Raw genomic sequence first — 24,234 nt, forward strand, 5'->3', positions numbered from 1 at the left:
AATTAAATCTTATATAGAATGATATAACAACGAAAGATTACAATCAAATTTAAATTGAAAAACACCCCAACAATGTTGAGATGTTTATTCATATTTATAAACTGTCCACAAAAAGTGTCCAAGTTTAAATTAATGTGTATTTAATAATTAAACTAATTCATTAAAAATATCTTCACCAGTTTTAACAGTTGGAACTCCGAAATTACGAGCTACAATATTTCCTGCTGTACCTAAACCTTTTAAAACCCCTAAAACTTTTGGTTTAGTAAATGATTTAGAAAATACAGTTAATGGTAAAGCTTCACGAGTATGGTCTGGTCCCATAGTTGGATCATTGCCGTGATCTGATGTCATGATTAATAGGTCATCAGATTTCATTGTATTAATTAATTTAGTTAATTTAATGTCTAATCTTGAAATGTTTTCACTATATCCAATTGGATTTTCACGATGTCCATAATGACTATCAAATTGAACTAAGTTAACAAAAATAAATTGATTTTTTGAATTACTGGCTGCAATATCAATTGCAATATCCATATTTTCATCATCTGAAGCTGGACCATAAACCTTATCAATGCCAACACCAGTAAAAATATCGTTAATTTTTCCAACACCAATAACTTCGACACCAGCTTTTTGTAAATCTTCTAAAATAATATGCCCAGTTGGTTTATTAGCAAAGTCATGACGATTGAAAGTTCTTGTAAATTTACCATCTTCATAAACGAATGGTCTAGAAATAACTCTAGCTACATTTCATTCTGGTTTTGAAGAACAAATTTTTCTTGCTCTTTTAGCATATTCAGTAAGTTTTTCAACTCCTAAAGTTTTTTCATCACCAATGATTTGTAAAGTTGAATCAGGAGAAGTATAAATTATCATATCTCCTTTTTCCATATGTTGATGACCTAATTCCGCTAAAATCACTGTTCCAGAAGCATTTCTATTTCCAATAATTTTTCTACCATCAAAAGCTTTTGAAAGTTCAGCCACCAAATCATCAGGAAAACCTTTTTCAGTAAATTGTGGATTAGGAACTTCGGTATAAATTCCCATCATTTCTCAATGTCCGGTTAAAGTGTCTTTACCGTTTGACATTTCATGAATTTTACCTACATATGCTAATGGTTTTTTGTTTCTAGCATTATGACCGGCCACTTCTGCCACTTCGGTAATGCCTAATTTTCTTCAAGTAGGAATTTCAAGTGGTAATGCTTGCGAAGCATGTAAAATTGAGTTTGCTCCTTTGTCTCCAAATTCTGCTTGTCTTGGTTCAGGACCAATACCTAATCCGTCTGTAACTATAAAGAAAACACGACTAAATTTTGGCATATAAACTCCTTTATTTTTAAACTATAAATAATAAAATGCAATATTAAGATAAATAAAAGCAAGGCTTATATTTACATATTTAATTTTACTCTAAATTGCATTTTAAGCTTTTTTAATGTTTTGTTATCGTGATTAACTAGGCAAATTTTTAATATCAATATTAACCAGTTTATAATTTAAATGTATATTTAAATAAATATTCAAGAATATTAGGAGACAAGATGAAATTTAATCAACAAAAAACTAAAATTGTTGCTACTATTGGACCAGCATCTGATAATTATGAAACTTTAAAAAAATTAATTGAAAATGGAGTTACAACTATTAGAGCTAACTTCTCTCACGGAAATCCAGATTTACATGTTCACAAATTTGAATTAACTCGTCAAATTTCACGCGAACTTGATCGTCCTATTTCATTAATGTTAGATACCAAAGGACCTGAAATTAGAATTGGTAAAATGCTTGATGATAAAGTTTTAATTCCTGCAAATCATATCTTAACTATTAAAACTGATGAAAATTCATATAAAAATATGGTCGGAGATGAAAACACTATTTCTGTTTCATATAGAATGGATTTAGATGTTAAAGAAGGAAATAAAATTCTTTTAGATGATGGAAAATTGGTAACCGTTGTTGAAGAAGTAAGACCTACTGAAATAAAAGTTAAAACTATTAATTCTCACTATTTAAAAACAAACAAAAGAGTTAATATTCCGGGTGTAGATTTTAGCTTACCATTTTTATCACCAAAAGATATAAACGATATAACCTGAGGAGCTAAATATAAAGTTGATTATATTGCCGCTTCATTTGTTAACTCAGCTAAAAATGTTAAAGAAGTAAGAGAAATTTTAAATGCTAACGGCGGAGAACACATTCAAATTATTTCTAAAATTGAATCACAAACAGCAATTAATAATATTGATGAAATCATCGAAGCATCAGACGGTATTATGATTGCCAGAGGGGATTTAGGTTTAGAAATTCCATACTATGACGTTCCTTACTATGAAAAGAAAATTATTAGAAAATGTCGTTTATCAGGTAAAGAAGTTATTGTCGCTACTCAGATGTTAGACTCAATGGAAAATTCTCCTTTACCTACAAGAGCCGAAGTTACCGACGTTTATTATGCTGTTGAATTAGGAGCAGATGCAACTATGTTATCTGGTGAAACCGCTAGTGGTAAATATCCAGTTGAAGCTGTTAGAACAATGTCTAAAATTGCCAAAAGAGCAGAAAAAGAATATTACAACGAAATGTTCTACAATAAACAAATTGAAAAAGTTGCCGACCATCCGACTTCAAGAATGGTAATCGCTTATGAAGTGGCGAAACTATTACAAAAAGGTGAATACAAATTTGCTATTGTATTAAGCCATACCGGAAAACTTTTAAAAGAAGTTGCTAAATATCGTCCTAACTCATTTATTATTGGTGTTGTTTCATCTGATAAATTGGTTTGAAGTTTTGGTATAACTTCTTCTGTATTTTGTGAAAAACATTCAGAAGCAATTAGAGGTTTAATTAAAAACAACCACGCCGCTGGACGTAAAGTATTAGAAAACTACGGTATTAAAAAAGGTGACAAATTCATCGTTGTTGATAGCTTAAACATTACAACTCACGAATTCTAAAATTTATAATTAAAACGAAAACCGAGAAATTTATCTCGGTTTTAATTATTATTTAATTTCTTTTAATTGAGGGAATAAAAGGATGTCTCTAATTGAATCATTTTGAGTTAATAACATAACTAAACGGTCAATTCCAATTCCACAACCTCCAGCAGGAGGCATACCATATTCTAAAGCGTTAACAAAGTCTCAATCAATTTCATTTGCTTCTTCGTTTCCGTTTTCTCTTTCATCTAATTGAGATTCAAATCTTTCTAATTGATCGATTGGATCATTTAATTCGGTAAACATATTAGCAAATTCTTTTGTTCCAATAAATAGTTCAGCTCTTTGAGTAAATCTTGGATCTTCTAAATCTTTAAAAGCTAAAGGAGAAATTTCAATTGGGTGTCCGTAAACAAATGTAGGTTGTACTAAGGTTTCTTCGACATATTTTTCAAATAATTCATTAATTACGTGTCCTAATTTGAAGTATTTTTCAACTTTAATACCATGTTTTTTAGCTAATTCTAAAGCTTGTTCGTCGTTTAAGGTTCTAACATCAACGCCAACTTTTTCACTAACGGCATCAACCATATTAATTTTATTAAATGGATATTTAAATTCAATTTCCATGCCGTTAAATACAACTTTATTAATACCTAATTTGTTGGTTAGATGTTTGAAAACACCTTCAGTTCTTTCCATCATACCTCACATATCTGAATAAGCTTCATAAAATTCGATTGAAGTAAATTCAGGATTATGAGTGGTATCCACGCCTTCGTTTCTAAAAATTCTTCCGATTTCGTAAACTCTTTCAAAACCACCTACTAAACATTTTTTAAGTGGTAATTCGGTTGCAATTCTTAAATAGAAATTACGGTTTAAAGCATTATAAAATGTAATAAATGGTTTAGCAGCAGCTCCTCCTAAAATAGGGTGTAAAACCGGAGTGTCAACTTCCATATAATCCAAATTATCAAAATATTCTCTAATACCTTTTAAGATTTGGGTTCTTAAAACAAATGTTTTTCTTGATTCTTCATTAACAATAGTATCAACGTATCTGTGACGTCTTCTTTCTTCAGGATCAACTAATCCGTGATATTTGTCTGGTAAGGGTTTTAAAGCTTTGGTTAATAAAGTTAAACTTTTAGCTTTAATCATTAATGCTTCAGTATGGGTTTTTGATACTAATCCTTCAACAGAAATAATATCTCCTAAGTCTAATTGTTTTAAAGTTTCTAATGAATTTTCATCTAAGATTTTTTTATCAACGTAAACTTGCATGTTACCATATCTATCTTGTAAAACAATAAATGGTCCACGTTGAGTTAAAACTCTACCATTAAAAACAACATTAACGTTTTTAGCTTCGATTTCTTCACGGCTTAATTTTGCATATTCTTCAACAATTAATCTTGAAGAAGTAGTTGGTTTAATAGTTGAATTAAAAGCTCTTAAATTTTTACTTTCTAATGTAGCAATTTTTTCTCTTCTAACTTGTTCTTGTTCTGTAAATTTTCTTTCCATATTTTTTCCTTTTATAAGATAAATTATAATTAATAAAAATTATTATGTTGTTAAACATAATAAACGATAAGGGGATTTGATTTCCAAAAAAATAATTATGCAAAAATAAACAAAGGAAATCTCCCCTTGCTCTTCCGAACATTAGCTAAATAATTTAAACTTAAATTTTGCATTATGGGCGACCTCCTTTTTCAAAAATATTGTTAATATTATATTTATTTTTTGTTATTTTTTATGATTTTAGTTAGACAAATTAAAACTATAAAAAATAAAACGGTAAAATAATAAAAGTAAATTAAAACGGTCACATAGCTCAGTGGAAGAGCGCAAGCCTCCTAAGCTTGAGGTCACAGGTTCAATCCCTGTTGTGATCGCCATTTTTTTATTTTTTTAAAATAAAAACTAGCAATATTAGCTAGCTTTCTTAAAAATTAATTTAATCATTTTTTATAAATTTCTAGTTGATCAGGTGTAAAAGTTACACCTTTTCTTTCATTTAAATCAAAAACGCAAGACTTAACAACCGCTTTAAGACCTTCGTCTAAATTTTCTAAAGCTAGACTTCTTAATTTTTGCACACCAGTTCATTTTCTGCCTTCACATATTTTGTCAGCAATAAACAATATTTTGTCTAATTCATTCATATCTAATGACATTGAAGTATGAATTTTAATAGCCTCTAAAACTTCTTGTTTTGGATATAAATAATTATTTTTTAATCAATAATAAGCGGTGGTTTGATGTAGTTTATAAGCAGGTAAATTTTCTTTATTAAACCCATATCTGCTTAAAAACTTATAAGCTTTTTCTTGATCTCATTCTTTGGTAATATCATGCATATAACCAGCTTGATAAGCATCTTTAATTGAATAATTATTGTTTTTAGCTAATAAGGCCGCAAATTCAGCTGTAAATTTTAAATGTTTAAACCTTTCAATAGATAAGTTATTTCTGGCTATTTCTTCAAAATATAAAAAGTTTTCTCCAATGTATTCTTGTGTAACTTTTTCTACTTGACTTAAATCGCCTTTACGATATTTAGTTGAGGAATAATCGTAGTTAGGATTATGAAGTCTAATGCAACTAAATTTTTTAATATTAATTTTTGAAAAATTAGCTTTACGATTAAAAATCGTAATTTGCACTAACTTAGATATTTCTTCAATATTTTTTCATTTATTTAATTTATTAACATTGTCTAAACCAATTAATAAATAAATTTCATCATTAGGAAATTTGTGTTTAAAGTATTTAACAGTATCAATGGTATAGGAAACGCCGCCACGATTAGTTTCAAATTCACTAATATCTAATTTATCATAAGATTGAATAACGTCTCTAATCATTTGAATACGATGTTTATTTTCAACGTATTTCATATCTTTTTTAAACGGATTAGCATTAGCTGGTACAAAATATAATTTATCTAAATTAAGCTCATTAACGGCATCTAAAGCAACTTTAATATGACCTTTATGAATCGGGTTAAATGACCCTCCAAAAATAGCTATTTTCATTTAATCTCCTAACTTGATTTTTTTAGGCTTGGTTATATGTGTTTGTCTTAAAAATTTTATATTATTTGTGCCAACGTTATGTTCTTTTAAAAGTTCTGCCCCTGTTTTTAAAACGTTATCACCAAATTTAATATTTAATTCATCTATTAGTATTCTCTTGTTAGATTTATTTTCAAAATCAGATTCTAATAAGTCTATTTGTTTAGGCACATCGAACTTACTTATTAAATTAGAAAGTCTTATTCCTAAACCTCTTACCATTTGACCTTCAAAATTACTTTTAAATAAAGCTAAAACATTTTTATAAATAACTTCAACGTTATCGGTGTAATGATTTAATTTTTTTTGAAATGAAAATCATTGTTTATTAGTATTTCTAATTAAAAAAGAAATATTGTTACCCGCTACATTTAAGTCTTTAGCTCTTAGTGAAATGTTTAAAGATATATCAGCCAATTTATCAATTATAAAATTAATGTCATTACTATCTTTATCCATAAAAGTCATCGAATTACTAATACTTTTTGTATTAATTTGGTGTTGATTTTCTTCAATATTATTGCCCTTTAATTGATTAATAAAAACTTTGTAATTTTTAGTAAAAATTTTACGCAAAAATAATTCATTATCAATATTAATTAAATCTTTATATGTGTGTATATTAGCTTTATGCAATTTTGGTGCAGTTGATCTACCAACGCCAAAAATTTTATCGACTGGTAAATTATAAAAATTCTTTTCAATGTCTTCTTTTTTAGTTTGTAATATGCCGAAAGGCTTTGCTTTATTTGTTGACATTTTAGCTAAAAATTTACTATAAGAAACGCCAATAGAACAAGGTAAATCAAACGTATTTAAAATGTCTTGTTGAATTGTTTTAGCCATGTTTAAAGCTGAACCATACTTATAAATTTCTTCACTTACATCTAAATAACATTCATCAATTGAATATACTTGTATTTTTTGACAATAAGTTTTTTTAATGTAATCGAAAACTTGATGTGATATCAAAGAATAAAGTTCCATATGAGGCCCTATAAAAACTAAATCAGGAATTTTATCTTTAACCAAATACAATGGTTCTCCTACTTTAAACCCTTTATTTTTAACTTCATAAGAAGCTGCTGTAATAATAGATCTTTTAAAATTAGTTGCTATAACAACCGGTTTATTTTTTAAAGATGGATTATTTTTACGTTCGCAGCTAACAAAAAAAGAGTCCATATCAATGTGAAAAATTACTTTATCCATTGACAACTCTTTTCATTGCACGATAAATAATTGAAGCACATTCTAATCTATTTAAATGTACTTTAACATTTTCAAAAACTTGCAACTCACCTAATGAGTTTTTATCTTCTTGTAAAATATTGTCTAAATTTATCATAGAAAAATATAAATCTAAAATTTTATTAATTTCTGTTTTAGATTTATTAATTAGACTATTAATCATAATATCAACAGAAGCTAAAAATATAGCACATCCACTGGCTTGATATTTAGCTTCAATTAATTTATTATCTTCTCAATTTGTTTTTATTTTTAAATCGTCTACACAAACTTGTGAATGTTCAGTTATATCAAAATCTACCAAATCATTAACCTTGTATTTAGGTGTCATATAAGCAGAAAAAATAATTTTTTGCTTATCTTGATTATTATAAGAAGCCAAGAAAATCACCTCTTTCCAATCCTTGTTTTAATGTATTAATCAAAACATCGACGTCATTTTTATCGTTATAAATTGAAATAGAAACTCGAACGTAAGAAGAAGCAAAATTTTCTACATCTTTAACCCGATAAGCACAAAATTCACCTGATCTTACATAAATATTTTTGTGACCTAAATAAGAAGCGATGTCTTGTGCTGGTATGCCGTTAACATTAAATAAAACAACATGATCTCCTTTATTAGAAGCGATAGAAACATTCTCTAGAGCAGCTAATTTATCATATAAATAATCAGCAACTTCTTTTTCGATAGATTGAATTTTACTATAACTAATTTTATTTAAAAATTCTGCTGCTGCCTTAAATTGAAAAATACCAGCTAAATTTGGTGTACCAGGTTCAAATCTAAAAACAGTTTTTCTAGCTGCTCATACACATCCTTCTTGAATGTTTTGAACTTGTCCGCCACCAAATTTTTTGGGAGATAATTTATTAATTAAATCTTCTTTTATGACTAGTCCACCCATACCGGTAGGTCCAAATAATTTATTAGAAGAAAAAGTTATAACATCAGAATTATTAATTGAAACAGGTTCATGCACTATTGCTTGTGCTGCATCATTAACTAATATTACATTATGTTTTTGACATTTTTCATATATTGCTTTAATGTCGTAAATTTCGTTGTAATTATTTGTTACTTGCGATAAAGAAACTATTGAAGTTTCATCGTCAATATTATTTAAGAAATCTTCTTGTGATTTACAAAATATAAATTTAAATAGTGATTTGTCATAATTTTCAAATCAAGGTACCATGTTGGAACTATGATTAAAATAAGAAAGTAAAATTTTCCCCGGTTTAGCAATTGATCTTAGCATCATTGCTGCTTGGTTTAAACTTTCAGTAGTACCTGAGGTAAAAATAAATTCACTTTCTTTAGCTTCTACTAATGAAGCAATTTCTTTTCTGGCTGATGATATTTTTTGAGCTACCTCAACTCCTAATTTAGAATCGGCAGTTCTAGTTGATATTGAATATTTTTCATAAAAATTATTGCCTTCTTCAATAACTGAATAAGGTTTAAAAGTAAGAGCTGCATTATCGAAATAAATAATGTCCGGATTGTTTTTAAACATTGGAAACATTTTTTTAAATTCAGATATTTTATGCATAATAACTCCTTATTTTATTTTTTCAAATAATGATATATATTCAATATTTTTAGATTTTTCACCTTTTATTGGGCTTAATGCTATTGATTTCATTTTAAAACCGAAAACATTAGCAAAATTTACAACTTTATTAATAATATATTCGTGATGAACAGGATCGACGTAGCCACCTTCTTCAACATATTTGGAAGAAGCTTCAAATTGAGGTTTAATTAAAGCCATAATTTTCACATGATTTTCTAAAATTTTAGAACACACTTCAAAAACGTGTTTTAAACTAATAAAAGAAACATCACAAGACACAAAATCAATTTTTTCATCAAACATGTCTAATTGAAGATTCTTTAAATTAGTCTGCTCATATACTTTAACTTTTTCGTTAATTCTTAAAGAATAATCTAGCTGATTAGTGCCCGAATCTACGGCATATACTTTATTTGCTTCAGCTTCTAACATAACTTGCACAAAACCGCCGGTTGATGAGCCAATATCTAAACAGACTTTATTTTTTAAATCAATATTAAATAATTGGATGGCTTCTAAAAGTTTATAAGCACCACGAGAAACATATTGTTTATCTAACCCAACAAAATCAATTTTTATAGTCTCTAAATTAAATTTAAGAGAAGGTAAAATAACCTTGTCTCCATTGACAATTACTTTACCCTCTCTAATTAAAGCTTGTGCTAATTTAATGTCAATATTTCTAATTGAAGCAACTATTAAATCAAGCGTTATTTTCTTATTTTTTAATTTGTTTTGCATAAGCGTCTAATACTTTATTAACAATTTTATAATCATTATTTGGAATATAAATTTTAGCCATATTAATCATTTCATTAATAACAACTTTAGGATTATTAATTAATATTTCATATTCACCATAAATAATAATTGCTCTTGTTAAAGGTGAAATCCGATTTCAATCTCAATCTTCATTCAAAAATTTCTGTGCTAATTTAGTTAAAGCATCGTATTTTGAAGCAATATTGTTTAAAGTACCTATTTGTCATTTATCTAAAAATTCATTTTCAAAAATTTCATTAACATCAATATTTTTTTCAAATAATTCAGCCTGATAAATATATTTAATAATTGAAAATCTAGCATTAAATTTTTTAATCAAAAATTCAGCTTTTTGCTTATTCATTTTTTTATCAGATTGATTTTCAATATTTTGTTTTAGTTCTTCTGACATTATTGCTCCTTGATGTTAATTAACTTAATTTTTTTATTAGCAGAGTTTTTAGTTAAAGTAAATACTATTCCGTTTAGCTGACATTTATTCTTAGAAACTTTAAAAGCAGACATTGCCCCGTATCTCATCTTTTGATATACACCTTCAAAGTCTGAACCAATAGCACAATCAACAGGACCACACATACCGGCGTCGGTTGTAAAATAAGTTCCGTTAGGTAAAATATGAGCATCGTTAGTTTGAACGTGTGTGTGAGTTCCAAATAGTGCATCAACTTTACCGTCTACATAAAGAGAAAAAACTGATTTTTCTGACGTTGTTTCAGCATGGAAATCAATAACATAATAATCTGCTTTATTGTTTTCATATAATTCGTCAAACTTATCAAAAAAGTTATTAGCAACTTCTTGTTTTCATGGATCTAAAAGCGGATTAAATGAAATTCCCATAAAAGACATAATGGCAATTTTATTACCTTCAACTTCGAAAATTCTAATTCCAGATCCCTCATATTCCTCATTGACGTTTGCTGGTCTTATTAAATCGTTATTATTAATAATTTCATGAATTGAGCTTTTAGCTCAAACGTGGTTTCCTAAGGTAAAAGCATTAACTCCTACTCTTTTTAAACGACGATAATCCTTAGGTTCAAAACCCTTTCTACCCGAAACGTTTTCGGCTTGTGCTATAACAAAATCAATGTTATATTCTTTAATTAATTTAGGTAATTCTGATTCTACAAATCTGATACCAGGGGTACCGAATATGTCACCTAAAAATAAAATATTTAGGTCTTCTTTTTTCATATCTTTATTATTATAATAATAAAAAAATAGTTAGCATGAATTTAACATTCATTTTAACTATTTTATTTTGTATTTAATTTGTCTAAAACTTTGTTTTTTATCTCATTATATAAATCAAGATTTGAATTTAACAGAATTTGTAAGTTTGCGTTGCCTTGGGCAATGTTTTGCCCTTCATAGCTATATCAAGCACCTTTTCTAGACAAAATATTTAATTGTTCTGCCAAATTAATAATTTCGCTAACTTTTGAAATTCCTTTTGAAAAAATAATCTCAATTTGAGCTGTTTTATAAGGCGGAGCTAACTTGTTTTTAACTACTTTACATTTAACTTGATTACCAGTAATATCGCCGTTATTAGTTAGGTTTTGAACTTTTCTTACTTCTAATCTAATTGAAGAGTAGAATTTTAAAGCCTTCCCACCTGGTGTTGTTTCTGGATTACCGAAAATTACACCAATTTTTTCTCTAATTTGATTAATAAAAATAATTGCAGTTTTATTTTTAGATAAAGATCCGGTAATTTTTCTTAAAGCCTTAGACATTAAACGTGGCTGAGCTCCGATTAATTGATCTTTCATTTCACCCGCTAGCTCTGCCTCTGGAACTAAAGCCGCAACCGAATCAACGACTATTAAATCTATCATTCCTGATTTAGCTAAGCTATCGACAATTTCCATTGCTTGTTCGCCAGAATCGGGTTGAGATAGAATTAAATTATTTATATCTACACCTAAATTACTTGCATAAATTGGGTCGATTGAATGTTCGGCATCTATAAATGCCGCCAATCCACCTTTTTTTTGTACTTCGGCAATTGCATGTAAGGCAATTGTAGTTTTACCACTGCTTTCAGGTCCAAAAATTTCAATAATTCTACCTTTTGGTCAACCGCCAATTACTAAAGCATTATCAATCGCTATAGAACCTGAACTAAAAGTTTCGGTCAACATATTAGGTTTTTCTCCTAATATCATGATTGATTCGTCGCCAAATTTCTTTTGAATTTCTTTAAAAAGATCGTCTAATAATTTATTACTATCTTCTAATTTATTATTTTTTGTTTTATCTTCTTTCACATTCCCTCCACATTAATTTAAATATTTAATATTAATAAATATCAACATGTTGTGAAAAAATAGTGAAATTACTTATTAAAATCTTGATCAAATTTCTTAGTTGCTCATTCTTCTAAAATAACTGAAACAGTCACATTTTTAGTATCTTCGTCTTTTTGATAAACATCGATAACATTAACTTGATAAATACCTTTTAATTTGTTAATAGCTTGAATTTTGTCATCAATTGATTCAAACTTAGATAAGGTAAATGTAACATCTCTACTTTTTAGTGGAGCATGTTTATAGTCTTTATATTGAACTGGTTTATTGGTTAATTTATCTAATAAAATTTCTGCAAAAATAGCATCAATATTTAAAATTTTTGGATTAATCTTGGCAATATAACCAACTTTTTCACCATCAATATAAATGTCTGTTGAAACATTTGGGTGAAATTCTGCTGTTTCTGACTTTTTAAACTCTAATTGTTTGTTAGTTAGAGAAACAAGATTGGCTTTAATTTGTTCAAATGATTTAATAGTTGAAGTTAAACCTAAAACGTTCATTTGATCGTTTATCATTCCAATTTCAAAATATGATCCGTTTGTCATACCTTGTTTTTGATTATGAATTAAAACGTTAGCTAGAGAGCTGATTAGGGAATGTCTAATTTGGCTATGATCGTAATTTTTAGAATCGTTAGCATTTAATTTTTCTTGTAAATTAAACGGATTAAAAATGTTGTCCTCAGGTTTAATTAAAGTGTATGTTCTAACATTGAAATAACCTTTGTTAGACATAATTAAATTAAATTTAGGTTCTATATTTTCAGTATTTATTAATCTAGTAATTTTAGGTGCTTTTGATGGAAATTTATCATAGCCATAAAATCTAAATACTTCTTCCACAAAATCTTGCATGTTTTTAAGATCATAACGATAAGTTGGAAAACTTACGCTACTTAAATCTTTTTTAAATTTAAAACCTAAAATTTCTAACTTCTTAATTACTTCATTAAATCTTTTAGTTTTATTAATTGAAAAACCGGCATATTTAACTAAATATTTATAGTCAATTAAAATTGATTTTTTAGCTTGTTTAGGAGCATTAATTTGCTCTGAATAATTATTTAAATAAGAAGCTAAAAAGTCATAAGCCATTAATAGTTCACCATTACTAATTTCTTTTGAAGCTCGATTAGAAGAATTTGTATTAAGTTTAACTTGTTTAGCTGAACGTCTAACTTCTTTTAAATTAAATGAAGCTAACTCAAAAATAGCTGTTAAACTTTTAGAATTAAATTGTTTATTTTCTAATCCAATTGTTGCTGCAACAGAAACAATATCCTCGCCGTTTTTAACAACTAAGTTATTATCTAATTGAACTTCTTTATTACCTAAAATATTTACTTTATCAGAACTTAAATCGGTTGAAAACTCGTTAGATTTCATTTCGTCTTTGTCGTAAACATGACAAGGAACGCCAGCAAATAATAAAACTCAATTAGTTAAATCAACTGCATTATTAAATGTTTTTATATCGTGTTTTCAAAGCAACATTTGTTCTTTTTTAGATAACCCTAAATTATCATTTTTAGTTTCAATTAAAGTAAAAGCGTTAGTTTCTTTTAAGCTAGTGATTTTAATATCTGATAATAAATTAGGTTTAGCTTTTGACAGCTCATCTACATAAGAATTAAAATAAGCGGCTAATTCTCTTGCAAAGATTAAATAACAGTTAGCATCTGCTCTGTTAGATAAAATTGAAACATCGATTAAATAATCATCTAAATCAAAATAATCAATTGGATCTAAGTTTAAATCAATTGGACCAACTTGGAAAATACCATCTTTATCTTCTTCGGGTAAAACGTCGACGTTAAAACCTAATTCGCCTAATCCAACAAACATCCCGTTTGAAACAATGCCTTGCATTGTTCTTGGAGCAAAAACCATTTTTCCGCTTCTAGCCCCTGGTACAAATGCCATAACATATTGATCGTCTGCCATATTGGTTGCGGTGGTTTGAATAACTGATTTTTCACCATTTCCAAATTCAATTTCACAAACTGTTAAACGATCAGCATTAGGGTTTTTATAAGCTTTTAAAACATGACAAAATTTAATACCTTCAACGTCGCTGAATTTTTTATATTCTTCAACTTCAAAACCAATTGAATTAATTGCTTTTACCACTTCTTCAACCGGAACATTAATATGAGCTAATCTACATAATTGTTTATATGAAAAAATCATTGTCTCTCCTTAGTTTTTAAATTGTTTTAAAAATCTTTGATCGTTAGTATAAAGCTCTCTAATGTCTTCGATGCCGTATTTAATCATTGTTATTCTTTCAATACCAACACCAGCTGCTATAGCATTCATGTTATTAGTATAACCAGCCATTTTAAGCACGTTTTCATGCACCATACCGGCTCCTAAAACTTCTATTCATCTATTTTTAAAAAAGATATCTACTTCGACAGATGGTTCAGTAAATGGGAAATATGAAGGTCTTAATCTTACTTGTACTCTTTCTTCCAAAACATAAGATAAAAGTTCAGTTAAAGTATAAATCAACGTACCAAATGAATGATTTCCAACTGAAACAAAATCTAATTGAGTAAATTGATGGGTGTGGGTTCTATCTTCTTCATCATTACGATAAACCTTACCAATTGCAAATTGTGAAAATTCTTTATTAGCATATTTTTCTAAAGCACGAGCTGAAATACCAGTATTATGAGTTCTTAATAATTTATTTTCAACTAAATATAAAGAATCTTGCATATCTCTAGCAGGATGAGATTTAGGAATGTTTAGTCTTTCAAAGTTGTATGTATCGTTTTCAATTTCAGATTCTTGACATTCAAAATAACCATTAGAAACTAATCACTCTCTAAATCTTTGTGAAACTAAATTAATAGGATGAATATAACCTTCATTATTAACTGGTGTAGCGTAATCTTGATATTGTTGGTTAATAATTTTATTAATTTCTAATTCGTTAATTCTGTTTTTAGCTTTTTCGAAAAATTCCTCAGCTTGGGCTTTTAAACTTTGAATTTTTTTACCAATTTCAGCTTTTTCTTCTTTTGGGGCTGATTTAAGTTCAGCCATAAGATTTAAAAGTTCATCTGAATTAGCAAATTTATTTTTAGCTAATTTCAAATCTTCAAATGTATTAATTGATTCTAATTTGAATTCCATAATTTACTCCTTTTTTAATTGTTCTAAATATTCATTGATCTTTTTTTCATAACCAAGATTTTGAGGTTCATAAAAAGTTTCTTCACCAAGAGCAAAAGGTAAATATCTTTGTTTAATGTAGTGATTTTTATAATTATGAGGATAAAGATAACCGATACCATTACCCAATTTAGCTGCCGATTTATAGTGTGCATCTTTTAAATGTTTAGGTACCTCATAAATGCCACCTTGATCTAAGGTTGACATTACTTTTTGAGCCGCTAAATAAGCTGAATTGGATTTAGGTGATAAACAAATATTAATTATTGCATTAGCAATTGGTAAATATCCTTCTGGCATACCCAATCTTTCAAAAGATAAAATAGCTGTATGTACTTCAACGGGTAAACTTGGTTTAGCCATTCCAACATCTTCGTAAGCAGCACAAATCATTCTTCTAAATAAACCATCAAAGTCGCCGGATTTAATAATTAAAAAACCTCAGTATAAAGCAGCATCAACATCACTTCCGCGCAGCGATTTATGAAAAGCACTTAAATAATCATAATGTGCATCGCCATTTTGATCTGACATAAATTGAACTGATGGCATTATCTTTTTAAGTTCGCTTAATTCAATTTCTTTTTTAGTCGAAAGAATACCAACTAATTCTAAATTATTGATTGAACTTCTGAAATCACCACTAGCTTGTTTAGCTATAAAATCAAAAATCTTATCATCGTGAATATTGTAATTATTTTCTAAACTTATTTCTTTTAAACGTTTAGCTATTGTTTCACTATCAGGTTTTTGTAAGTTTATAATCGAACATCTTGATCTTAAAGCTGGATTTAATTTATGATAAGGATTTTCAGTAGTGGTTGCATAAACGGTAATCTTATCATTTTCTAAAAAGGGTAATAAAATATCTTGTTTATCTTTGTTTAATCTATGTACTTCATCAATTATTAATATTGTGCAAGTATCTAATAAATAAACTAATTCTTTTTTATCACTAGTAGCAGCATTAAAATAGCCATAAGATACACCTAATTCTTCTGCCAAAATATAAGCAATAGTAGTTTTTCCAACACCCGGTGTGCCATAAAAAATAAAAGATCTTAAATCATTATTTTGAATTATTTCTTCAAATAAGTAGCGTTGATATTTATCACAAATAAAATCTTTTAAACGCTTAGGACGAGCTAAATTTGCTAGGTTCGATTTCATACTTTATATATTATAAAGTATAAGTTTTTTTAGCTTGTTAACTCTTTTTAAAAATAATTCTTAAAATAAAGCAAATTTAAGATATAAAAAAACTAAGCTTTAAAACTTAGTTATTTATTTAATAAATCGTAAATTGTTTGTTCTGAAAAGTTTTTAACCAAGTAAGAACCAACAACAGATAAGTTAACACCAGCATCAAAGCAATATCTAATATTATCTTGATTAACACCACCATCTACTTGAATAATAACCTCAGAAGCATTATTATTTTTTAGTTCTTTTTTAAGTTCTTGAATTTTATCGTAAGAACTTTGTATGAACTTTTGCCCCCCGAAACCTGGATTAACACTCATTACTAAAGCTAAGGAAATAAAGTTTAAATAAGGTACTAATTTTAAAACAGGAGTTTCTGGTTTAATTGCTAAACCGATTTTGACGTTATCAATTTTAGCTTTTGCAAGCAGATTAACAAGATCGTTTACATCTTTAAACGCTTCTAAATGAAAAGTTAAAATATCGCCAATATTTTTATATAAATCATAGTAATAAAATATATTTTCAACCATTAAATGAATGTCCATCACATGTTTTTTACATTTATTTTTAACCTGACTTATTTCCTCTAAAGTTAAAGCAGTATTAGGAACAAATTTATTATCCATAACGTCATAGTGAACGTTAGTTACACCTCAATCAACCAATTGATTAACATAACTAATAAGTTTATCTTTCGGTACATCTAATACTGATGGACTTATTTTTTTATTTTCCATTTTTACTCCTAATATTTAGGTTTGTTTTCAATTAAACGTTTTAAAAAACTAACGTAATTTTCATAACGCTCTTGTTTAATAACACCTTTTGCTACAAGTCTTTTTACTTCGCAATCTTCTTCTAATTCCATGTAGTGTTTACAACTTCTAAATTTACACTTAACGGAAGCTTCTCTAAACATTTTAAAAGCAGTTGGCAATTCATCAACTGTTAAATCGAATTCAATTGATGAAAAACCAGGTGTATCAATAATTTCTCCGCCGTTAAAGTTAATTAAACTAACTTCACGGGTTGTATGTTTACCGCGATTTAAAAATTTAGAAATAGCTTGAGTTTCAAAATTGGTTTTGGCTAAATAATTAATTAAAGTTGTTTTTCCCACGCCGGTTTGTCCGACAAAAAAACTTGTTTTGTGTCTAAAAATATCTGAAAGACCTTCAAAACCAGTGTGGTCTTGATAATTAATTTCAAAAACTTTGTACCCTTGTTCTTTATAAAAATTAATTTTTGATTCACTGGTTAAATCTTTTTTAGTTAAAACAATAATTGGTTCAACGTTTTTATTTTCAATAATAATTAAAAACTTATCTACCAACATTGAACTAAATTCAGGTTCAACTAATGACATAACAACAATAGCTTGATCTACGTTAGCTATTTTGGGTCTAATAAAAAAATTAGTTCTTCCGTAAATCCGGTTAATAAATTCGCCAGGTTCAAATTCAACATTGTCGCCAACAATTGGTTTCATATCTAAAAGTCTAAGTTTACCACTACCTCTAACACGATAGGTTTGTTTATCTTCAAAATCTTTTACATCATAAAATCCGGCAACTGATTTAACAATTTTTCCTACTCTCATTAAATAACACCACCTAAATATAATCCTAATAAAATTATAACTAATATTAAAAGGCTACCAACAATGCTAAAAAAGCTTATCTCAAAAGCTTTAGAATTAAATTTTTTCTTTAAACTTTCTTTTACTTTATTTGGATTTAAATTTAATTTTGGTTCATTAGCTCTTTCTGTTTTTAAACAAGTTTGTAAATCTTTTAAGATTTCATGACAATCTTGATATCTTTGCGTCAAGTCTTTAGCACAACATTTAATAATAATATTTTCTAAAGGTTGTGGTATTGTAACATTTACATCTGGTAAATCAGGAAGAGGTTGATTTAAATGCAGCAACATAACAGCATTAAAATCAGAACCACGATAAGGAAGATAGCCTGCTAACATTTCAAATAAAATTATTCCAAAAGCATAAATATCGCTTTGAACAGAAGGTCCCCTATTCCGACTAATTAATTCTGGAGCTAAATAATTAACTGATCCTACTGTTTTATTTGCAGCTGTCACTCTTAAACTTTCTTCATCTAGTGAAATTCCAAAATCAATTAATTTAGCAGTATTATCATGATGTTGAATAATAATGTTTGATGGTTTTAGATCGCGATGAATTATCCCGTTATCGTGAATATCGATTAAACCTTGACAAATATCCTTAGCATAAGATACTGCTGTTTCGGGATTTAATTTTTTATGTCTTTCAATGACCTTAGCTAAACCGATACCTTCAATTAATTCCATTGCGTAATAAGATTCGTTTTCAGAAATGTAATGACCTTTAATCTTAACTACGTTATTACTATTAATTTTCTTTAAAAGTTTGCACTCGTTTTCAAACCGTTTTAAAGTTATTTGTTTTTTAGCAATGTCTTTACAAGTTAAAAGTTTAATAGCGTATCTTTTATTATCTCTTATAAAGGTAGCTGAATAAACAGCTCCATATCCGCCTTCACCAATTAAGACAAAATCTTTAAAATTTTTATTAACGTTAGAATAACCTTTTAAACTTTCTTTTACTTTATTTTCCATTATTCACTTCCACTAATAAAACCGTTAAATTATCGGTTGATTTATTGCTTAAAGCTGTTTTAATTAATTTATTACACTTTTGTTCTAAAGACATTTTCTTGTTTTGAACAATAAGTTCTAAAACACTTTGTTCAATATAGTTATGTATTCCGTCGCTAGTTAAAATAAAATATTTAGCTGCTGATTTAGCTGAAATATAAGACATGTCTAATTGATAAGACATATTAGGACCTAAGCTGCTAGTTAGCATATGTGAAGAAGTAATATTTTTAGCTATTTCTCTGGGTACATTCATTGATAATAAACGATTATAGTTGTTTTGATCTTTGGTAACTAAATGTAATAAACCGTTATAAATATAAGTTCTAGAATCTCCAATGTTAAAAACATAAGCAACGCCTAAATCTAAATAAATAATTGCTGCCGTTAAAGTGGTTCCCATATTTTTATATTGAGTATTTAATTCTGCAAATTCATTTAACTCTTTTTTAATACTAAAAACGATACCTTCAAATCAGGTACCGATAGCGTTTTTATTTTCTGGTTCTAAATGTAAATTAAATGAATCCAAAAATTTAGATTCTAGTTTTTTTGATACTAAATCTGCACAAACTGAACCACCAAAATGTCCGCCCATACCGTCGCATAAAACTGCTAAAGCACAATTGTTTTTAACAGTAAAAACAGCTCGATCTTGGTTTTCAATTCTCGTTTTTCCTACGTCAGATTTAATACAAAAATTCATTAAAATTAAGCCTTTCTGCCTTCACTTGCTTCTTCTGATGCATTAAGCACTTCTGCAAATTCGCTTTTAATTATATTTTTAATTTCATTTACAGTTTCTTCAACATTGTCGTTAATAACAACATGTTCGAATAAAGTTGAATATGTAATTTCTTCTTGGGCTTTGGTTAATCTTTTTACAATTAATTCATTGCTTTCAGTTTTACGTCCTTCAATTCTTTTTTCTAATTCTTTAAATGAAGGAGGCATCAAGAAGATAGAACAAATTTCATCTTGTAAGCCTTTTTTAGTATAGTAATCAATAATTTGTTTTGCCCCATTAGTTTCAATTTCTAAAAATGGAATTTTGTTTTGTTCACAAATACGATTAATTTCTGAGTATAAAGTTCCGTAATAATTATCAAAATGCATTGAGTATTCAATTAGCTTATTATCCGCTAAACAGGCATCAAATGTTTCTTTTGAAACGAAGTAATAGTGTACTCCATCAATTTCGCCTTCTCTTGGTTTTCTGGTTGTCATTGAAACTGAGAATTTTAGTTTTAAACTTTTATCGTCAAATAAAGGTTTTTCAACTGTTCCCTTTCCAACACCACTAGGTCCGGCAAAAATTATTAATTTTTTAGACATAGTTTCTCCTTTTATTATTGTTTTTTATTAAATTGTTGAATAAATTTATTGTAACTCTATGTAGTAGAAGTAAATTTTACCATACTTTTTATTTTTTGTAATTACATAATTATTACGCTCATATTTAAAGTCAGCCCAATCTGTTTCAATTATGATTTTGCCATTTAAATTAAGAATATTTTTGTCGACGATTAGATCTATACAATTAACCAATAATTCTTTGTCTTTAAAAGGAGGATCAAGATAAATAAAGTCATATTTTTGATTAGTTATTTCATTTAAAAAAGATAACGCATCTGTATTATAAATATCAAGATTTTTTTCGCCTAAACTAGCTTTATTTAACTGAATTATTTTATAAGCTTTTGAATCTTTTTCAATACAAGTTGCATGTTTAGCCCCACGCGATAAAGCTTCTAAACAAAAGGCCCCAGAACCTGAAAATAAATCTAAAACTTCTGTATCTTTTATTTGAAAATGTATAGATGAAAATATTGCTTCTCTTGCTCTATCTACAGTGGGTCTAGTCGTAGTTTTTGAAGGCTGTTCTATTTTTCTTGATCTATATTTTCCGGCAATAATTCTTAACATATTAAAAATTTTAAACCATTTTAACAATAAATAAAAAATATAGCCACTAAGCTATATTTAGTCGAAAAAGTCTTCTTCATCTGAAAATAAAGAATATTTTTTCTTGTTGTTTTTTTCAATAATTTTTTCAATTTCTTGAGTTGAATTATTTTGCTTATTATTAGGTTTAAATACAGGTTTATTTGTTGAATTTTTACCAATGACTATTTCATCTTCACTTGTTTCTAAACTTTGATTATTAATCTCTAATTCCTCGTTTTCAACCGATTTTTCTTTTTCTTCAAAATCGAAAAATTCTTCCTCAATTTGAACCGGTATATTCTCTATTGCTTTTTCTTCTTCTAATTCTAACTTAGGCAAAGTTAAATCTGAGGTATTAATTTTTTCAGGAGCAGGTTGTTCTTCTTCTTGCTGAACTGTTATTAAATCGTTATCATTTTCAAAACCAAAATCAAATTCACCAGTTTTAATTTCAATTTCTTCTTGTTGTGTATTTTCTTTAACTTCTAAAATTAATTTTGGTTTGCTTTCTTGTTTAATAAAAATTGCTTCTTCGTTTTTATTATCAACTTGATTTCAGTTTTTCTTAACACCTTTTTTTCTTTGTTTTTCTATCTCAGCTTTTGCATTTTGTCTTACTTTTTTAAATGGACTTAATAATTTAAATTTACTATCAGAAATGAAAAATAAAGCTATTGAAATAAAAATAAATATTAAACTTACCACATATGCAATAGCTACACCAGAAGTTTTACCTGTAAAAGCACAAATGGCATAAAATAAAGTGAATAAAACTCCAGGTGTATATCCATAAGGAGTATAAATTGTTTCAGGGTTTTTATTGTCAGAAAATAAATCGAATCATTTATTAAAAATGACACTAAAAGATGTTCTGGTTGTATATTCTATCTTATCGTCTTTAACAATATATAAAGTGTAATAAATTGTTGTTATAAACATTGATATAGCTATAAAAAATACTGCTAACCGACCTAAGCTAAAATTAAAAACCCCTTTTTGCTTTGTCTTATTTATTTTAAAAATTTTAAAAACACATAGCAATATCATTCAAACATAAAATACAACAGAAAAACAACCGAATAAAACGTTTACCGAATATAAATGAATGGTAGACAAACCTTTAATTCTTAAAAAAGAAATAACAATTAAGAAAAAGTTAAATAAAGCTAAAAGCGTTCATAAAAACGCCGAATCTTTTGTTAAAAAATATTGCTTTTGTTTAACTGTTTTTTTAGCTGTTTCAACTTTTTCATTTTCCATAATATATTATTTTAATATATTTTTAATATTTAAGGGTAATCAGATGAAAATAGAAAAATGTAAAATGAGAAAGCTAATTAAGAATCGCTTTTTTCGTTTTTATCTAAAACTTTTAATATTTGTTTAGCAATAGCATTAATAACAGGCACGCAAACCGAATTACCAAATTGTTTATAAGCTTGTGTATCGCTTACAGGAATAATGAATTCTTCTGGAAAACCTTGCAATCTTGCCGCTTCTCTAGGAGTTATTTTTCTTGGATTTTTGTTTCTCTGTTCTATTAATATTTCACTGCCGTCTTTATAATGTCTTGCCGAAATCGTATTGGTATATTCACTATTAGCATTAAATAAAGAATAACCGAAGCCATTACCTTTAATTTTATGTTCCTGTTTTCTTCTTTGATGACCTTGCCATAATAAATCAGAAATAGTATATTTATCATCTACATTTTCTTCTAAAATAGATCCTACTTTAGTTTCTTTTAAAGTTGGACTAGGTAAAATAAATTCTTCAAAATTTTTAACTGTTGATTTATTAAACCCAATTATATAAATTCTTTCTCGGTTTTGAGGAACTCCAAAATCTCTAGCTTTAAATAAAGAATAATAAACTTTATAACCTAATTGATTTAAAGTTTCTAATATCACTTTAAAAGTTTTACCTTTATCATGAGAAACTAAATTTTTGACATTTTCTAATAAAAAAGCTTTAGGTTGTTTATCTTTTAAAATCCGAGCTATTTCAAAAAACAAAGTTCCTCTTGTATCTTCAAAACCCAGTTTTTTTCCTGCTTGACTAAAAGCTTGACAAGGAAACCCTCCAACTAAAATATCATGTTCTGATATGTCTGATGTTTGAATTTTGGTAATATCTCCAAATGGTTTATCACCAAAATTTGCTTTGTATGTTTTTATAGCAAATTTATCAATTTCGCTTGAAAAAACAGATTTAACATTTCGCGTTAAATGAAAGCCCAATCTTGTACCGCCAATTCCGGCAAACAAGTCTATCATCTTATATTTTGCATTTTCGTTATTTTTAAAAGGGTGATACTCAGGAAAATTTAAAATAGCATTTAATTCAAGGTTAGAGGGAATAGTTTCACCATTTTCTCATCTTCTAATAGTTCTATCTCCAAATTTAGATAGACCAATTGCGTCTGCTAATTCCTTTTGACTCATATTTAATCTAATTCTTTTTTCTTTTATTAGTTTGGCTTTTTCTTCATTTGTTATGTTTGCTATAATATAGTTCATTATAAATATACATCTCCATTAAAGTGTTAACAAAAGGTCAGTTTGTCCTTTATTTAACATAATTATAACATTTATAAAGGTATTAATAATATGTGTATTAAATTAGAAGATTTTAAAAAGCAGATTCAAATTGAAAGAGAAAAACATTTTCCTAATGCTTTTTAACTTGTTTATAACTGTTTTGTAAAAAATGATTATGATAAAAAACCAAAAAAATTCTTTTTAGAAAACGCAAGCAATATATTAAATCAAATCAGAAGAGATGCATGAGAAAAATTTGTACCTCTTGAAAAACAATTTACCACTTTAATGCTAAGCAATTTAGTAAATCAAGAAAAAATCAAGAATTTATCACCTTTTGAAACTATTTATTATTTTTCTAGTGAATTTGCCGAGCATATATACGCTCTGACTTTGTCTAATACACAATGTCGCAGAAGCAGAGCTGGCAAAGAATTTGAAACCATTGTTCAATTTATTTTAATGGGTTGTGAAATAGAATTTCAAACACAAGTTAACATTGTTAAAAAGCAAATTATGAATAAAAAATTAGGTAAAAATGTTGATTTTGTTTTACCTGATGTAATAAAGTTTGCTAAAGACAAAGACAAAACTATTTTAATAAGTGCTAAAACAACTTTAAGAGAGCGTTGACAAGAAGTTCCTGAAGAGATGAAACGTACTGGTGTAAAACATATAATAACACTAGATGATTCATTAAGTGATAAATTGATT

The 24,234-nt window shown here is 27.5% G+C and carries 24 protein-coding genes and 1 tRNA gene; 4 read left to right on the forward strand and 21 right to left on the reverse strand.

The features are described from left to right. Nucleotides 1-100, forward strand: a 100-nt coding sequence (locus FJO69_RS07690) for an IS3 family transposase (protein ID WP_368853734.1), incomplete at its 5' end; no start/stop codon positions are given. Between the two features lie 47 nt (nt 101-147). Here the strand turns inward: FJO69_RS07690 and FJO69_RS07420 are convergent. Then, nucleotides 148-1,335 carry a phosphopentomutase gene (locus FJO69_RS07420; protein WP_140781461.1) on the reverse strand — a complete coding sequence of 396 codons (1,188 nt, stop codon included), beginning with the start codon at nt 1,333-1,335 and terminating at the stop codon, nt 148-150. A gap of 221 nt (nt 1,336-1,556) precedes the next feature. Here FJO69_RS07420 and pyk point away from each other — a divergent pair, with 221 nt between their 5' ends. Next, a complete protein-coding gene (gene pyk / locus FJO69_RS02425) occupies nt 1,557-2,978 on the forward strand; it encodes a pyruvate kinase (protein ID WP_140781463.1) in 1,422 nt (473 codons plus the stop codon). Nucleotides 2,979-3,026: 48 nt separating this feature from the next. Here the strand turns inward: pyk and lysS are convergent, their stop codons facing one another. Beyond that, complete coding sequence (lysS, locus tag FJO69_RS02430) at nt 3,027-4,493, reverse strand: lysine--tRNA ligase (RefSeq protein WP_140781465.1); 1,467 nt, start codon at nt 4,491-4,493, stop codon at nt 3,027-3,029. A gap of 302 nt (nt 4,494-4,795) precedes the next feature. Here lysS and FJO69_RS02435 point away from each other — a divergent pair. After that, nucleotides 4,796-4,870: transfer RNA gene (locus tag FJO69_RS02435), tRNA-Arg, on the forward strand. Nucleotides 4,871-4,924: 54 nt separating this feature from the next. Here FJO69_RS02435 and FJO69_RS07425 read toward each other — a convergent pair. The 19 genes from FJO69_RS07425 to dcm all read right to left on the reverse strand — a co-directional run bounded on the left by FJO69_RS07425 (nt 4,925) and on the right by dcm (nt 23,499). Further along, nucleotides 4,925-6,010: a nicotinate-nucleotide adenylyltransferase gene (locus tag FJO69_RS07425; RefSeq protein WP_140781466.1), complete on the reverse strand. Its 1,086-nt coding sequence runs from the start codon at nt 6,008-6,010 to the stop codon at nt 4,925-4,927. After that, nucleotides 6,011-7,261, reverse strand: a complete 1,251-nt coding sequence (locus FJO69_RS02445) for a Y-family DNA polymerase (RefSeq protein ID WP_140781467.1) — start codon at nt 7,259-7,261, stop codon at nt 6,011-6,013. Further along, nucleotides 7,254-7,691, reverse strand: coding sequence for an iron-sulfur cluster assembly scaffold protein (locus FJO69_RS07430; RefSeq protein ID WP_438817833.1), 438 nt, complete (start codon nt 7,689-7,691; stop codon nt 7,254-7,256). The genes FJO69_RS02445 and FJO69_RS07430 overlap by 8 nt, the downstream gene beginning before the upstream one ends. Next, nucleotides 7,669-8,856, reverse strand: coding sequence for an aminotransferase class V-fold PLP-dependent enzyme (locus FJO69_RS02455; RefSeq protein WP_140781470.1), 1,188 nt, complete (start codon nt 8,854-8,856; stop codon nt 7,669-7,671). Before FJO69_RS02455 ends, FJO69_RS07430 begins: the two co-directional genes overlap by 23 nt. Before the next feature lie 9 nt (nt 8,857-8,865). Further along, a complete protein-coding gene (locus FJO69_RS02460; protein ID WP_140781471.1) occupies nt 8,866-9,621 on the reverse strand; it encodes a TlyA family RNA methyltransferase in 756 nt (251 codons plus the stop codon). Next, nucleotides 9,599-10,054, reverse strand: coding sequence for a transcription antitermination factor NusB (locus tag FJO69_RS07435; RefSeq protein WP_140781472.1), 456 nt, complete (start codon nt 10,052-10,054; stop codon nt 9,599-9,601). Before FJO69_RS07435 ends, FJO69_RS02460 begins: the two co-directional genes overlap by 23 nt. Further along, nucleotides 10,054-10,860 (reverse strand): TIGR00282 family metallophosphoesterase, encoded by an 807-nt coding sequence (locus FJO69_RS02470; protein WP_140781474.1) that lies wholly within the window; start codon nt 10,858-10,860, stop codon nt 10,054-10,056. Before FJO69_RS02470 ends, FJO69_RS07435 begins: the two co-directional genes overlap by 1 nt. A gap of 62 nt (nt 10,861-10,922) precedes the next feature. Further along, nucleotides 10,923-11,909 (reverse strand): recombinase RecA, encoded by a 987-nt coding sequence (gene recA, locus FJO69_RS02475; protein WP_170177214.1) that lies wholly within the window; start codon nt 11,907-11,909, stop codon nt 10,923-10,925. A 98-nt stretch (nt 11,910-12,007) separates the two neighbouring features. Then, nucleotides 12,008-14,176 (reverse strand): phenylalanine--tRNA ligase subunit beta, encoded by a 2,169-nt coding sequence (locus tag FJO69_RS07440; protein ID WP_140781478.1) that lies wholly within the window; start codon nt 14,174-14,176, stop codon nt 12,008-12,010. A 9-nt stretch (nt 14,177-14,185) separates the two neighbouring features. Next, entirely contained in the window at nt 14,186-15,130 is a 945-nt protein-coding gene (gene pheS, locus FJO69_RS07445; protein ID WP_140781480.1) for a phenylalanine--tRNA ligase subunit alpha, read from the reverse strand. A gap of 3 nt (nt 15,131-15,133) precedes the next feature. Next, nucleotides 15,134-16,339: a replication-associated recombination protein A gene (locus tag FJO69_RS07450; RefSeq protein WP_140781481.1), complete on the reverse strand. Its 1,206-nt coding sequence runs from the start codon at nt 16,337-16,339 to the stop codon at nt 15,134-15,136. Nucleotides 16,340-16,449: 110 nt separating this feature from the next. Continuing rightward, nucleotides 16,450-17,112, reverse strand: a complete 663-nt coding sequence (locus FJO69_RS02495) for a ribulose-phosphate 3-epimerase (RefSeq protein WP_140781482.1) — start codon at nt 17,110-17,112, stop codon at nt 16,450-16,452. A gap of 8 nt (nt 17,113-17,120) precedes the next feature. After that, nucleotides 17,121-17,975 (reverse strand): ribosome small subunit-dependent GTPase A, encoded by an 855-nt coding sequence (gene rsgA, locus FJO69_RS02500; RefSeq protein WP_140781484.1) that lies wholly within the window; start codon nt 17,973-17,975, stop codon nt 17,121-17,123. Then, nucleotides 17,975-18,994, reverse strand: coding sequence for a serine/threonine-protein kinase (locus FJO69_RS02505; RefSeq protein WP_140781485.1), 1,020 nt, complete (start codon nt 18,992-18,994; stop codon nt 17,975-17,977). The genes rsgA and FJO69_RS02505 overlap by 1 nt, the downstream gene beginning before the upstream one ends. Further along, nucleotides 18,984-19,739 carry a PP2C family protein-serine/threonine phosphatase gene (locus tag FJO69_RS07455; RefSeq protein ID WP_140781486.1) on the reverse strand — a complete coding sequence of 252 codons (756 nt, stop codon included), beginning with the start codon at nt 19,737-19,739 and terminating at the stop codon, nt 18,984-18,986. The genes FJO69_RS02505 and FJO69_RS07455 overlap by 11 nt, the downstream gene beginning before the upstream one ends. A gap of 5 nt (nt 19,740-19,744) precedes the next feature. Continuing rightward, nucleotides 19,745-20,368, reverse strand: coding sequence for a guanylate kinase (gene gmk, locus FJO69_RS02515; protein ID WP_140781488.1), 624 nt, complete (start codon nt 20,366-20,368; stop codon nt 19,745-19,747). A 45-nt stretch (nt 20,369-20,413) separates the two neighbouring features. Continuing rightward, nucleotides 20,414-20,959, reverse strand: coding sequence for a 16S rRNA (guanine(966)-N(2))-methyltransferase RsmD (gene rsmD / locus FJO69_RS02520; RefSeq protein WP_140781489.1), 546 nt, complete (start codon nt 20,957-20,959; stop codon nt 20,414-20,416). A gap of 57 nt (nt 20,960-21,016) precedes the next feature. Beyond that, nucleotides 21,017-22,240, reverse strand: coding sequence for a hypothetical protein (locus tag FJO69_RS07460; RefSeq protein ID WP_140781491.1), 1,224 nt, complete (start codon nt 22,238-22,240; stop codon nt 21,017-21,019). 77 nt (nt 22,241-22,317) lie between these two features. After that, nucleotides 22,318-23,499 carry a DNA (cytosine-5-)-methyltransferase gene (gene dcm, locus FJO69_RS02530; protein WP_140781492.1) on the reverse strand — a complete coding sequence of 394 codons (1,182 nt, stop codon included), beginning with the start codon at nt 23,497-23,499 and terminating at the stop codon, nt 22,318-22,320. A 309-nt stretch (nt 23,500-23,808) separates the two neighbouring features. Here dcm and FJO69_RS02535 point away from each other — a divergent pair. After that, nucleotides 23,809-24,234, forward strand: a 426-nt coding sequence (locus tag FJO69_RS02535) for a type II restriction endonuclease (RefSeq protein WP_277872284.1), incomplete at its 3' end; no start/stop codon positions are given.

The organism is [Mycoplasma] falconis (genome assembly GCF_006385795.1).
Lineage (GTDB): Bacteria > Bacillota_I > Bacilli_A > Mycoplasmatales > Metamycoplasmataceae > Metamycoplasma > Metamycoplasma falconis.